At 73.0% G+C, this 12,534-nt stretch carries 10 protein-coding genes; 4 read left to right on the forward strand and 6 right to left on the reverse strand.

The features are described 5' to 3' along the window. Window positions 1-159 precede the first annotated feature (159 nt). Window positions 160-957 carry a maleylpyruvate isomerase family mycothiol-dependent enzyme gene (locus ACZ4QV_RS26715; protein WP_361585003.1) on the forward strand — a complete coding sequence of 266 codons (798 nt, stop codon included), beginning with the start codon at window positions 160-162 and terminating at the stop codon, window positions 955-957. A 104-nt stretch (window positions 958-1,061) separates the two neighbouring features. Beyond that, entirely contained in the window at window positions 1,062-1,691 is a 630-nt protein-coding gene (locus ACZ4QV_RS26720) for a TetR/AcrR family transcriptional regulator (protein ID WP_361585006.1), read from the forward strand. On the opposite strand, the gene ACZ4QV_RS26725 is transcribed toward ACZ4QV_RS26720, so the two are convergent. From ACZ4QV_RS26725 to guaA, 3 genes are all read right to left on the reverse strand, one after another. Continuing rightward, window positions 1,636-1,803, reverse strand: a complete 168-nt coding sequence (locus ACZ4QV_RS26725; protein ID WP_361156829.1) for an NAD(P)-binding domain-containing protein — start codon at window positions 1,801-1,803, stop codon at window positions 1,636-1,638. The genes ACZ4QV_RS26720 and ACZ4QV_RS26725 overlap by 56 nt on opposite strands. Window positions 1,804-1,891: 88 nt before the next feature. Further along, window positions 1,892-2,476 carry a Uma2 family endonuclease gene (locus tag ACZ4QV_RS26730; protein ID WP_361156832.1) on the reverse strand — a complete coding sequence of 195 codons (585 nt, stop codon included), beginning with the start codon at window positions 2,474-2,476 and terminating at the stop codon, window positions 1,892-1,894. Window positions 2,477-2,601: 125 nt separating this feature from the next. Next, complete coding sequence (guaA, locus tag ACZ4QV_RS26735) at window positions 2,602-4,188, reverse strand: glutamine-hydrolyzing GMP synthase (RefSeq protein ID WP_361156835.1); 1,587 nt, start codon at window positions 4,186-4,188, stop codon at window positions 2,602-2,604. 272 nt (window positions 4,189-4,460) lie between these two features. Between guaA and ACZ4QV_RS26740 the strand changes: the two genes are divergently transcribed. Both ACZ4QV_RS26740 and ACZ4QV_RS26745 read left to right on the forward strand, forming a co-directional pair. Continuing rightward, on the forward strand, window positions 4,461-4,817 hold the full coding sequence (locus ACZ4QV_RS26740; protein WP_467763506.1) for a chorismate mutase: 357 nt from the start codon (window positions 4,461-4,463) through the stop codon (window positions 4,815-4,817). Between the two features lie 902 nt (window positions 4,818-5,719). Next, window positions 5,720-6,745, forward strand: a complete 1,026-nt coding sequence (locus ACZ4QV_RS26745; protein ID WP_361585014.1) for an LPXTG cell wall anchor domain-containing protein — start codon at window positions 5,720-5,722, stop codon at window positions 6,743-6,745. A 31-nt stretch (window positions 6,746-6,776) separates the two neighbouring features. Here ACZ4QV_RS26745 and ACZ4QV_RS26750 read toward each other — a convergent pair whose 3' ends face one another. From ACZ4QV_RS26750 to ACZ4QV_RS26760, 3 genes are all read right to left on the reverse strand, one after another. Next, a complete protein-coding gene (locus tag ACZ4QV_RS26750) occupies window positions 6,777-8,621 on the reverse strand; it encodes a GMC family oxidoreductase (RefSeq protein WP_361585017.1) in 1,845 nt (614 codons plus the stop codon). Between the two features lie 72 nt (window positions 8,622-8,693). Further along, entirely contained in the window at window positions 8,694-10,358 is a 1,665-nt protein-coding gene (locus tag ACZ4QV_RS26755; RefSeq protein ID WP_361156843.1) for a succinic semialdehyde dehydrogenase, read from the reverse strand. A gap of 227 nt (window positions 10,359-10,585) precedes the next feature. Then, a complete protein-coding gene (locus ACZ4QV_RS26760) occupies window positions 10,586-12,259 on the reverse strand; it encodes a serine/threonine-protein kinase (protein ID WP_467763507.1) in 1,674 nt (557 codons plus the stop codon). Between the last annotated feature and the right edge of the window lie 275 nt (window positions 12,260-12,534).

Raw genomic sequence — 12,534 nt, forward strand, 5'->3', positions numbered from 1 at the left:
AAATGGCCCTGGGGCCCCCTCGTCGACCAGCGCAGCGCCACCCACCCCGCCACCTTCGTCAACCCCATCGGCTGACCCCACCGCACTGCCGCACCGCCCGGCCCGCCGCCACGGAAATTCACTACGGAAGCGGCGGGCAGGGCCACTACCGTGCCCCCCATGGCTGCCACGACCGGTACTCCCCTGAGTTACGACCGCTACTGCGCCGAAATCGTCCACCAGGCCGACCAACTGCGGTCCACCGTCAAGAACACCGACCCGGCGGCCACCGTGCCGACCTGCCCCGGCTGGAACCTCGGCCAGTTGATCCGCCACGTCAACGGCGCCCACCGCTGGGTCGAGACGATCGTCGGCACCCGGGCTACGGAGCCCGTCTCCGACGAACTGGTCAACGAGACCCCGAAGCTCGCCGACGAGGACCCGGCCGCGCTGGGCGCCGTACTCGCCGAGGGCGCCGCCCGGCTGTCGGACACCCTGCGGGCCGCCGGTCCCGACGTGCCGGTGTGGACCGTGGCGCCCGGCGGCACCCCCGCCTTCTGGGCCCGCCGGATGACCCACGAGACCGCCCTCCACCGGGCCGACGCCGCTCTCGCCGCCGGCCGGGAGTACGTCCTCGACGCGGACGTGGCGCGCGACGCCCTCGACGAATGGATGGGATTCCACGCCGTCGAGGAGATCGCCGAGGAACAGCCCGGCGCACCCGTCCTGCTCGGGCCCGGCCGTACGCTGCACTTCCACGCCACGGACACCGAGGCGGAGTGGTTCGTCGACCTCACCGGCGAGGCCCCCGTCTGGCGCCCCACCCACGAGAAGGCCGCGGTCGCCGTCCGCGGCACCGTCACCGACCTGGTGCTCTTCCTCTACGGGCGGCCCGCCGTCGCCGGGGGCGTGGAGACCATCGGCGACCGGAAACTGCTCGACGTGTGGCTGGAGCGGACGCGGTTCTGGCTCCAGTGAGGTGGGTGGGGCATTGACGCAGGGCGCCCATGGCCGGTTCCCGACGTCCGCGCTACGCTGACGCCGACGTAAACGGAACGGTGTTCCAGGGGCGGAGGAGGCTCATGAGCGAGGACCCGCGGCAGCAGACCGGCGCGGACACCCCGGCCGCGAGCCCCGCCAAGCGCGTACGCGCCGACGCGCAGCGCAGCACCGACGCCCTGCTCACCGCCGCCGCCGACGTCTTCGCCACCTCGGGAGTCGACGCCCCCGTACGGCAGATCACCGCCAAGGCAGGCGTGGGCGCCGGCACCCTCTACCGCCACTTCCCGCAGCGCGCCGACCTGATCGCCGCGGTCTTCCGCCACGAGGTCGACGCCTGCGCCGACGCGGCCCCGTCCCTCATGGCCGAGTACGGACCGGTCGACGCGCTCGCCCGCTGGCTCCAGCGCTTCGCGGGCTTCATCGCCACGAAGCGCGGCCTCAGCTCCGCGCTCCACTCGGGAGACCCGGCCTTCGACAGCCTGCCCGGCTACTTCCAGGAGCGCTTCGTGCCCGTCCTCAGCGCTCTTCTCGACGCCGCGGCGAGCGCCGGGCACATCCGCTCCGACCTGGACCTGGACCCCGAGGACCTGCTGCGCGCCGTGGCCAACCTGACCCTGCCCGCCGCCGAGGACGACGACCCCACCCAGCAGATGGTCACCCTCCTCGTCGACGGCCTCCGCTACGGCGCGCACACCCCGGACGCGTGCTGAGCCGACGGCGACTGCTGCGGTTCCAGCCGGCCACTGTGTGTCCGGCCTTGGCGAGGTTGACCGCCATCGGGCTGCCCATGATGCCGAGGCCGATGCAGCCGATGGTGCCCATCGCGCGACACTTCCACCTTTTTCGCCTGCCGGATCTCCTCTACCGTCATGCGGAAACGGGTGGGAGTGTCACCGGCACACGTCAACGCTCACGGGAGGACGATCGCGGTGAGGTCGATGTCGATGTCGAAGGGGGCGCCCAGCTTTACCTGCTCCCGGAAGGTGTGCACGGAGCGGTAAGTGCGGGTTTCCTCGTCCAGCTCGAAGACCTGCACGACGGGGTGGCCACCGGGCCCGGCCTTTTCGACCCGCCAGAAGTGCGTGATACCCGCCTTTGCATATTTGTGCGGCTTGGTGTCGCGGTCCCGTGCCTCGGATTCCGGAGAAACGACTTCGACGGCGAGCAGGACGTCCCGCACCTGAAAATGCGTCTGGTCCGAGTGACGCACCGCTGCGGTCCGCACTACCGTGATGTCCGGTTCGGGGCCGTTGCGTTCGTCGATCAACACAGTCATTTCGCGCGCGACCGTCAGTTCTGGCGGCGCCGTGCGTCGCAGCCCGCTGACCAACGAATCGATCACGACGCTGTGAAAAAACCTCTGTGGGCTCACAAACACCAAGCTCCCGTCGAGCAATTCCGTATGCGGCGGGAGGTCAGGCAGGGTCAGCAGGTCGTCCACGGTGTAACCGTCTGGCGGGGGCACGGGCCAGTGGTGCGCGATCTCAGCGGTCATGAGTCCTCCCATGGACGGGATTCTGGGCCGTACGGCCAGCGTACCCACCAAGAACGCCGCAGCCGCCGCTCAAACTGCTGAGCGACGGCTGCGGCGTTGACCTGGTGCGGGGACCTACGAGGGGGTCACTCCCACTCGATGGTGCCCGGGGGCTTGCTGGTCACGTCGAGGACGACGCGGTTGACGTCGGCGACCTCGTTGGTGATGCGGGTGGAGATGCGGGCCAGGACGTCGTACGGCATGCGGGTCCAGTCCGCGGTCATCGCGTCCTCGGAGGAGACCGGGCGCAGCACGATCGGGTGACCGTAGGAACGGCCGTCGCCCTGGACGCCGACGGAGCGGACGTCGGCGAGGAGGACCACCGGGCACTGCCAGATCTCGCGGTCCAGGCCGGCCGCGGTCAGCTCCTCGCGGGCGATGGCGTCGGCCTCGCGGAGGAGGTCCAGGCGCTCCTTGGTGACCTCGCCGACGATGCGGATGCCCAGGCCGGGACCGGGGAAGGGCTGGCGCTGGACGATCTCGTCCGGCAGGCCCAGCTCGGCGCCGACCGCGCGGACCTCGTCCTTGAAGAGCTGGCGGAGCGGCTCGATGAGCTCGAACTCCAGGTCCTCGGGGAGGCCGCCGACGTTGTGGTGGGACTTGATGTTCGCGGTGCCGGTGCCGCCGCCGGACTCCACGATGTCCGGGTACAGCGTGCCCTGGACCAGGAACTTCACGGGCTCGCCGGCCGCGCCGGACTCGGCGACGATCTCCGCCTGGGCCTGCTCGAAGACCCGGATGAACTCGCGGCCGATGATCTTCCGCTTCTGCTCCGGGTCGGAGACGCCGGCCAGCGCCTTCAGGAAGCGCTCGGAGGCGTCGACGACCTTGAGCTGGACACCGGTGGCGGCCACGAAGTCCTTCTCGACCTGCTCGGTCTCGCCCTTGCGCATCAGGCCGTGGTCGACGTAGACGCAGGTGAGCTGGTCGCCGATGGCCTTCTGGACGAGGGCGGCGGCCACCGCGGAGTCCACGCCGCCGGACAGACCGCAGATCGCCCGCGCGCTGCCGACCTGCTCACGGATGGCCGCGACCTGCTCGTCGACGACGTTGGTGGTGGTCCACACCGGCTCGATGCCCGCTCCCCGGTAGAGGAAGTGCTCCAGGACCTGCTGGCCGTGCGTGGAGTGCATCACCTCGGGGTGGTACTGCACGCCGTACAGCTTCTTCTCGTCGTTCTCGAAGGCGGCGACCGGGACCATGTCGGTGGAGGCCGTGACGGTGAAGCCCTCGGGCGCGGCGGAGCAGGCGTCGCCGTGCGACATCCACACGGGCTGCTCGGCCGGGGTGCCCTCGAAGAGGGTCGAGGCGTTCTTGGAGACGTGCAGGTCGGTACGGCCGTACTCACGGGCGCCGGTGTTGTCGACCGTGCCGCCGAGGGTGGTGGCCATGAGCTGGAAGCCGTAGCACATGCCGAAGACCGGGACGCCGGCCTCGAACAGGGAACGGTCCAGGCTGGGCGCGTCCTCGGCGTAGACCGACGACGGGCCGCCGGAGAGGATGATCGCCTTGGGGTTCTTGGCGAGCATCTCGGCCACCGGCATGGTGGACGGGACGATCTCGCTGTAGACCCGGGCCTCGCGTACGCGGCGGGCGATGAGCTGGGCGTACTGCGCGCCGAAGTCGACCACCAGGACGACGTCGGGGGCGGCAGCAGGTGACGCTGATGGCACTTCGGCGGCCTTCCGGCGGTGTGGTGCAGGGGTTGGACTTTCGATTCTAACGGGCTCATACTGAGCGCCATGTACAAGCAGCTGACCTTCGTCTTTACCTATGGCACCGGCCCGTCCGGCTGCCATGGTCGTGCTGCTTGATCAACTGACGAGCGACTTCCCAGGCGCCCCGGGCCGGTACAGGCCCGGGGCGCTCGGTTTTTCCGCGGGCGGCGGGCCCGTAGGCGGTGCGGACGGCGACTGTGGGGTCATGATCCGTAGGAGTGACGGACATGAGCGGTATCCAGGCGGTCACGGACCCGGCGACGCTTCCCGAGACCACGGCCGCGGGCCGGGCCACGGGCAGGGCCACGGTGAAGCCCGACACCGGCGCGCGCACCGAGGCGGCGGCCGGAGTGATCACGGACGCCCGGGAGCGGATCGACGATCTCGACGGCCGGATCATCGGCCTCGTGCAGGAACGCATGGCCGTCTCGGCCGTGATCCAGCGCGAGCGCATCGGCTCCGGCGGGCGCCGGGTGAACCTGTCGCGCGAGATGGAGGTGCTGGAGCACTACCGGGGGCAGCTCGGCCGGCCCGGCACCGCCCTCGCGATGACGCTGCTGGAGCTGTGCCGCGGCCGGATCTGAGTCCGCGGCCGTCCGGGGCCGGGTCCGCGGCCGGTCCGGGCCGCGGGCGTCCAGGGCCGGGGCCGCGGCGTCCGCAGCCGAATCCGACCCGTGGGCGGCGACTCACCCGTACGGCGCCGTGACCGGCCCCCGCCGAACTTCGTTGTTCCGGATGCCACGCCAGCCAGGTGCGGTCTGCAGGACTACGCGTAGACGCCGCCCGTGGGCGGATCCACCGGAGCGATGAGACGCCGACCGACTTGGAGCGGTCCGCGTCGTGGGACCTCGCTACGGTGCTGTGGCCGGTCAGCAGGGGACAGCAGCCCGGTCACATCCGATGGGGCGGTCGGTCCTGGGGACGCCCGGGGCCGACCGCATCCGGTCGAAACGGTTGCGCCGGGTGAGGCGCGTCCAGCACGATGCACAAGAGCGGCACACCGTGCCCGAAGCGGGGCCGTGAAAGCGGCACGCCGTGCCCCGAACGGGAGACGGCACCCGTCGGCGGTCCGGACCGCCGACGGCGTCACGGACGCCGGAGCCACCGGCGCCGGCAGGCGGCCGAGGCCGCGAGCGCGGGGGTGCCCACCCCCGGGACAACTTGAGAGCCAGCGGCGCCATCCCCCCCCCCGGCGCCGCCCCCTCGGCGCCGACGCTGCCCTGACGCCGGCGCCGAAAGCCAAGGGCCCCGCGGCCGTCCGCACCCCCCTCGCGGGCGGCGTCCCGGGGCCCTTCGCTATGGCGGGATGCGGGGCACTACGGAGCGACACCGGCGTAACTTCCGGCGCTCAGGCCGGACCGTGCAACCTTTTCCGCGCACGGCCGGTCAGTATCTGCAATCGCCCGGCCATCCCGCGCCCCACCGCGACGGCCCACCCCGAACCGGTGCCGTGATCACGGCACTTCGGCTCCGAGAGGTCTTCACGATGCAACTCCGCCGCGCCCTGGCCGCCGTCACCGCAACGGCCGCCATAGTCCCTGCCGCCCTGCTGGCGGCCCCCGCCGCGTACGCCACCGAGACGCCCGAGCGGGCCTCGACGGCCACCGCCACACCGACCGCCACACCGACCGCGACGGCGACACCGACGCCCGGCGCGACCGAGACCTCCGGCTCCCCCGCGCCCGGCGAGAGCGGCAGGCCGCCGCAGAGCGGGGGCGGGACGAAGACCGCTGCGCCGGCTCCGCCCAAGGGCGTGGCCCCCGGGAAGAACGCGGAGCCGGGCACGCCGACCACGCCCTCCGCGACCCCGGAGTGCAAGGACTGGTCGAGCGAGCGGTCGGTCAAGGCCGAACTCCGCGGCCTGCCCGGCAAGATCGTCGCCGGGGCCGGATGGGTGGACTTCACCTACCGCGCCACCAACACCTCCACCGAGCACATCCTGTCCGTACAGGCGTACACGCAGGTCTTCGCCCTGGACAACAAGACCTCCGACGATCTCTCCGAGCACCTGACGCTCGAATGGTTCGACGCGGCGACGGGCCGGTGGAAGCCGGTCGCGGGCTCCGAGGAAGGCGACGGCTACTTCGCCTCGATCGCCGGTGCCGACGGCCTGCGCCCCGGGGAGTACGCGGAGGCGAAGCTGCGGTTGAAGGCCGACGCGAAGACCCCCGCCGGCTACGGCGGCGCGGTCAGCGTCGGCTGGTACCTGAACGCGGACCTGAACTGCGGCTCTTCGGACGCCGCGGACCACCCGTTCGACATCCTGCCCGCCGGCAGCACCCGGCCGCCCCACGTACCGGACTCCAAGGGGCGGCCCGGCACCCGCCCCAACCACCCGGCGCCGCACGGCGGCGTGAAGCAGCAGGCCCAACTGCCGGTCACCGGCAAGCTGGCCGAGACCGGCGCGTCCTCCGGGCTCCCGGGCCTCACGCTGTCGGGTGCGGCGGCGGTCGCCCTCGGTGCGGGGGCGGTGTTCGCCGTACGCCGCCGCAAGGGCGCCGACGCGTCCTGAGCCCGGAAGCCGGGACGGGACGCGCCCCGGATCAGCTCTCCGCCGGAGCCGTGACCTGCGACTTCGGCGGGACCGCCGGTACGGGCAGCAGGGGCAGCCGCAGCGCCGCGAACGCCTTCTCCGGCACGGCCGGGCGGTGCGGCGCCACCGCCGACAGCCGCTGATAGGCCCGGCCCGGCGCGGGGCGGGGGTCCGCCTCGCCCTTGTTCGGCCAGAAGGACATGGCGCGTTCGGCCTGGGCGGTGATGGTCAGTGACGGGTTGACACCGAGGTTGGCGGAGACCGCCGAGCCGTCGACCACCGAGATGCCGGGGTGCCCGTACAGCCGGTGGTACGGGTCGAGCACGCCGTGGTCCGCGTCCTCGCCGATCGGGCAGCCGCCCAGGAAGTGGGCGGTCAGCGGGGTGCCCATCAGCTCGCCGACGTTGCTGCCCGCGAAGCCGTTGATCTCCTGGGCGAGCAGGGTGGCCGCTTCGGTGGCCTCGGGGATCTGCTGCGGGTTGGGCGCGCCGTGGCCCTGACGCGCGGTGAGCAGCCCTTTGCCGAGTCCGCCCGGCTTGCGGTACGTGGTCAGGGAGTTGTCCAGCGACTGCATGACCAGGCCGATGATGGTCCGCTCGGACCAGCGGCGGTTGGACAGGGAGCGCAGCAGCAGGAGCGGGTGGCGTACGCAGTTGGCCGCCCAGGCCAGGGCGCGGGGCGCGCGGGTGACGATCGGCACCTGGAGGACGGACAGGCTGCCCATCGCGTTGGAGCCCTTGCCGTAACGGACCGGCTCGATGTGGGTGCTGTCGTTCGGGTGGATGGACGAGGTGATCGCGACGCCGCGGGTGAAGTCGGCCTTCGGCGCGCCGTGTGCCCTGCGGTAGCGGCGGTCGTCGGTCTGCGCGCCGACCAGCGCCTCGGAGTTGGTGCGGGTCAGCTCGCCGAGCCGGCCGGAGATCCGGGGCAGCAGGCCGCTGTCCTTCATCCGGTGCAGGAGCGTCTGCGTACCGTACGTACCGGCGGCGAGGACCACCCGGCGGGCGGTGAACGTGCGGCCCTTGCCCTTGCGCTTGTCGTCGGTGGGCAGCGTGCCGACGGCGAAGCCGCCGCGGGAGTCCTCGGTGACGGTGACCACGGACGTCATCGGGTGGATGACGGCGCCGGCCTGCTCGGCGAGGTGGAGGTAGTTCTCGTTGAGGGTGTTCTTGGCGCCGTGCCGGCAGCCGGTCATGCACTCGCCGCATTCGGTGCACGCGGTGCGGGCGGGGCCCGCGCCGCCGAAGTACGGGTCGGGGACCTCGGTGCCGGGGGCGGCCTTCGCCGTACCGTCGGTGTCCTGGCCGTCGCCGAAGAAGACGCCGACCGGCGCCATGTGGAAGGAGTCGCCGACGCCCATCTTCTCGGCGGTGGCCTTGAGGTGGACGTCCGAGGGCGTCATGGTCGGGTTGAGGCGGACGCCGAGCATCCGCTGCGCCTGGTCGTAGTACGGCTTCAGCTCGTCCTGCCAGTCGGTGATGTGCCCCCACTGCTGGTCGGCGAAGAACTGTTTCGGCGGTACGTAGAGGGTGTTGGCGTAGTTCAGCGAGCCACCGCCGACCCCGGCGCCCGCCAGGACCATGACGTTGCCGAGCAGGTGCACGCGCTGGATGCCGTAGCAGCCGAGGGCGGGCGCCCAGAGGTAGTTCTTCAGGTCCCACGAGTTCTTGGGCAGCGTGGCGCGGGTGAAGCGGCGCCCGGCCTCCAGGACGCCGACGCGGTAGCCCTTCTCGGTCAGGCGGAGCGCGGAGACGGAGCCGCCGAAGCCCGAGCCGATGACGAGTACGTCGTAGTCGTAGGCGTGCCCGTCCTCGGCCGGTCCGGGCCGGTGTGGGGCATGGTGGTGCTGGGGCACTGGCACTCCCTCGATCTCGGCGGGTCCTGGGGCGCTTCTGCCGGCGCTCCGCGGCGTCGCGACGCCCGTGTCTCAGCGGAGGCGGAACGCCTTCATCGCGCGCAGGCTGCGGGTCATGAGCGCCGCGTACTTCTCGTCGTCCATGCCGAACGACGGGGCGAGCGGCATGAGGCGCTGGTGGGCGACGGTCTGCGCCTCGGTGTACTTCAGGATGCCCTCGGAGCCGTGGCGGCGGCCGAGGCCGGAGTCGCCCATGCCGCCCATCGGGGACTGGACGCTGCCGTAGGCCGCGGCGTACGCCTCGTTGACGTTGACGGTGCCGGTGCGCAGCCGGGCGGCGACGGCGCGGCCGCGGCGGCCGTCCCTGGTCCAGACGCTGGAGTTCAGGCCGTACGGCGTGGCGTTGGCGCGCGCCACGGCGTCGTCCTCGTCGGTGAACCGGTAGACCGAGACGACCGGCCCGAAGGTCTCCTCCTCGCACACGGCCATCGGGGACTCGACGCCGTCGAGGATGGTGGGCTCGTAGAACAGCGGACCGATGTCCGGGCGGGCGCGGCCGCCGGCGACCAGGGTGGCGCCCTTGGCGACGGCCTCGTCCACGTGCCGGGTGACGGTCTCCAACTGGCGTTCGCCGACCAGCGAGCCCATGTCGGCGCCGTAGGCGAGGGCGTTGCCCAGGCGCATCGCCTTCGTGCGGGCGGCGAAGCGCTCCATGAAGGCGTCGGCTATGGACGCGTGGACGTACAGCCGCTCTATGGAGATGCAGAGCTGGCCGGCGGAGGAGAAGCAGCCGCGTACGGCGCCCGCCGCGGCCTTGTCGACGTCGGCGTCGTCCAGCACCAGCATGGCGTTCTTGCCGCCGAGTTCAAGGGAGACGCCGACCAGGCGGGCGGCGGCGCCCTGGGCGACCTCGCGGCCGGTGCGGGTGGAGCCGGTGAAGGAGACGTAGTCGGCGTGCCGGACGACCTCGGGGCCGACGACCGGGCCGTCGCCGAGGACGACCTGCCAGACCTCCGGGGGCAGCCCGGCCTCGATGAGCTGCTCGCGGGCCCACAGGGCGGTCAGCGCGGTCTCCGTGTCGGGCTTCATGACGACGGCGTTGCCGGCGGCGAAGGCGGGCAGCGCGTCACCGACGGACAGTTCGAAGGGGTAGTTCCAGGGCGCGATCTGCCCCACGACGCCACGCGGCTGCCGCAGTTCGGTGACCTTGGTGAGGGTCGGTACGACACCGGTGCGGCTCCGGGGGCGCAGGTACGCCGGTGCCTTGCGGCCGTAGTGGCGGGCCGCGATGGCGACGGCCTGGATCTCCTCGTGGGCGTGCAGCCGGGCCTTGCCGGTCTCCAACTGGATCAGGTCCAGCACCTCGGCCTGGCGGCGGAGCACCAGGTCGTGGAAGCGCAGCAGGACGGCGGCGCGCTGCCGTACGGGGACCTCGGCCCAGGCGCGCTGGGCGGTGCGGGCCCGCTCGAAGGCGGTGGCGACGTCCTCGGGTGTGGACTCGGGCAGGTCCGCCAGCTTCTCGCCGGTGAACGGCGTGTGGTTGGCGGTACGGCCGGTGCCGGTCACGCCGCGGGTGAGGCGGGTGACCAGGTGCGGGGTGACCACGTCGGCGGCGGTCCGGGTGCCGGCGGCGGCGCGGGCGACGGGGTTGCCGCCGGCGGGCGCGTCCCGGTCGGCGGCGGGCCCGGCGCCGACGGGTGCGGAGGAGCGGGTTCCGGTGTCCTGCGAGTCCGTCATGCGGGCGAGCGTATGACGCGCCGGACGCTTTGGGTACCCACCGGTAACGAGTTTTCCCGCGGTGGGCACAATCACGCCAGTATTCACTGGCCACAAGGGCGCTGTGCTGGGGGCTTACGGGGGGGCGGGGCGGAACGGGGGACGGTGCGCGAGTGGCACTCGGGCGGTCCCCGGGCGGTGCGGCGAACGGTGCGGCAGAGGCCGGGGCCGGCCGGCGAAGCTCCCCGTCACCGTGCCGGAGAGCCGGCGCCTACCGGGTGAAACGTCCGCAGGGCCACCGTGAAGTGGCGTTTCGCCCGCTCGCGTTCGGCCAGTGGTGCCGAGACCCACACGTCGTACGTCCTGCCGCCCTCCTCCCAGACGAGGTCGAAGGTGTGCCGGGGCCCGCCGTCCTCCGGACCGCCGTCCCAGGTGAACTCCCACCGGGCGGCGGGCAGGCCGCGGTGTGTGGCGGGCGAGACCGTGCCGTCGCGGTACCCGGGGTAGAGGCCGGGGCCGTCCGCGTGGGCCCGGCGCATCGCGTCCAGCGGCCCGGCGGGGGACGGTCTCCGGAGGAGGATGCCGAGCCGGTAGCGCCTGCCCTCGGAGGAGTAGAAGACGCGGGGTGCCTCGTACGAGCGGGTGGCGCCTTCGGGGACGGCGAGAGCGAAACCGAGTGGGTCGCGCGCCATGGTGTAACCCGGTGGGGCGGTGTCAGCCGTACCAGGGGTGCCCGAACGTTCCTGCGACGGGGACGGCGACCGCGACGGCGGCGATGGCGATGGCGATGGCGATGCAGACTGCGTCGCCCGGCGTCCGTCGCCCTTGCCGTCCGGGTCCCCGCCCCGGTCCCCGTCCCGCAGAAACAGTGCCGCGAGGCCCACCCCCGCCCCCGCCAGCACACACACCGCCAGACCTGCCAGGAACACGGTGCGCGCGCGTCCGGTGTGCGGGCGGGCCGCGGCGGCCAGCGCGCGGTCCGCCAAGGCGTCCGGTATCGGGACGCCGTGCGCACGGCCCGGTTCCGGCGCGGGTGCCGGGCGCCCGGGGGCCGCGGCCGCGGAAGCGGGCGGTGGTGTCTCGGGGGCGCGGCCCGACTGGAGGTAGCCGCGCAACAGCCGTTCGGTGCCCGGGATGTCCAGCCGCCGGTCCGGGTCGCGTTCCAGCAGGCCGCGGACCACGGCGAGGAGGGGGCGGGCCGGTTCCGGCAGTTCGATCTCGTCTTGCACGACCGCGCTCAGTACGCCGCCCAGCGAGTCGCGGTGGAACGGCGAACGCCCGCTGAGCGCCGCGCACAGCAGTGCACCGACCGACCACAGGTCCGCCGCCGGTCCGGCGTGCCGGCCGGCCATCCGCTCGGGCGCGGTGTACTCGGGCGAGCCGACGAAGCCGCCGGCCTCGGTCAGTGTCGGGCTGCCGGGGAGCTGGGCGACACCGAAGTCGGTGAGGACGACCCGCCCGGTGCCCTCCTCCAGCAGGACGTTGGCGGGCTTGATGTCGCGGTGCAGGACGCCGCGCGCGTGCGCCACCCGCAGCGCGCCGAGCAGGGCCAGACCGATGCGCGCCACCTCGCGGGGCGCCAGCGGGCCGCCGCCGGCCAGCCGGTCGGCGAGGGAGGCGCCGTCGACCAGCTCCATGACGATCCAGGGGCGCGCGTCCTGTTCGACGACGTCGTGCAGGACGATCACGTTCGGGTGCTTGATGCGCGCGACGGACCGGGCCTCGCGCATCGCGCGCGCCCGCTCCGCCTCCGGGTCCGCGCCGGCCGGGCCGTCGTCCAGGTGCAGTTCCTTGACCGCGACCTGGCGGCGCAGCATCTCGTCGGTGGCGCGCCAGACCGTTCCCATGCCGCCCCGGCCGAGCCGTTCGCCCAGGCGGTAGCGGCCGGCGATGAGCCGGCCCTCGCCCCGCAAGCTCCCCATGGGGCCATCTTGCCCCAACGGCCGGGCGCCGGCGGTGGAGGTCCGGAGGGACACGGGGTGGACGAGAGGCGCACGGGTCGGTTGTGCACGATTGCGGAGCGCGCCCGCGGGCAGGGAGTGGGAAGCCTGGCCGGACGGTGTGCGGTGGGGCGTGGTGACCCCGCGTACGGCAGTGCCGCACGACACACGCGGGGGAACCTCCGCCGCCTCTGCCGCCGTCCTTGACACAGTGAGGCGGCAGCAGCACTCGGCAGAGGCAACAGGGCAGCGGCAAG

Source organism: Streptomyces sp. NPDC026394, from assembly GCF_055567735.1.

Excerpts from the sequence above, each read along its gene's own strand:
- ACZ4QV_RS26755 (WP_361156843.1), bottom strand. The coding sequence starts at position 10,358 with ATGACGGACTCGCAGGACACCGGAACCCGCTCCTCCGCACCCGTCGGC.
- ACZ4QV_RS26760 (WP_467763507.1), bottom strand. The coding sequence starts at position 12,259 with ATGGGGAGCTTGCGGGGCGAGGGCCGGCTCATCGCCGGCCGCTACCGC.
- ACZ4QV_RS26720 (WP_361585006.1), top strand. The coding sequence starts at position 1,062 with ATGAGCGAGGACCCGCGGCAGCAGACCGGCGCGGACACCCCGGCCGCG.
- ACZ4QV_RS26745 (WP_361585014.1), top strand. The coding sequence starts at position 5,720 with ATGCAACTCCGCCGCGCCCTGGCCGCCGTCACCGCAACGGCCGCCATA.
- ACZ4QV_RS26740 (WP_467763506.1), top strand. The coding sequence starts at position 4,461 with ATGAGCGGTATCCAGGCGGTCACGGACCCGGCGACGCTTCCCGAGACC.
- ACZ4QV_RS26725 (WP_361156829.1), bottom strand. The coding sequence starts at position 1,803 with ATGGGCACCATCGGCTGCATCGGCCTCGGCATCATGGGCAGCCCGATG.
- ACZ4QV_RS26730 (WP_361156832.1), bottom strand. The coding sequence starts at position 2,476 with ATGACCGCTGAGATCGCGCACCACTGGCCCGTGCCCCCGCCAGACGGT.
- ACZ4QV_RS26715 (WP_361585003.1), top strand. The coding sequence starts at position 160 with ATGGCTGCCACGACCGGTACTCCCCTGAGTTACGACCGCTACTGCGCC.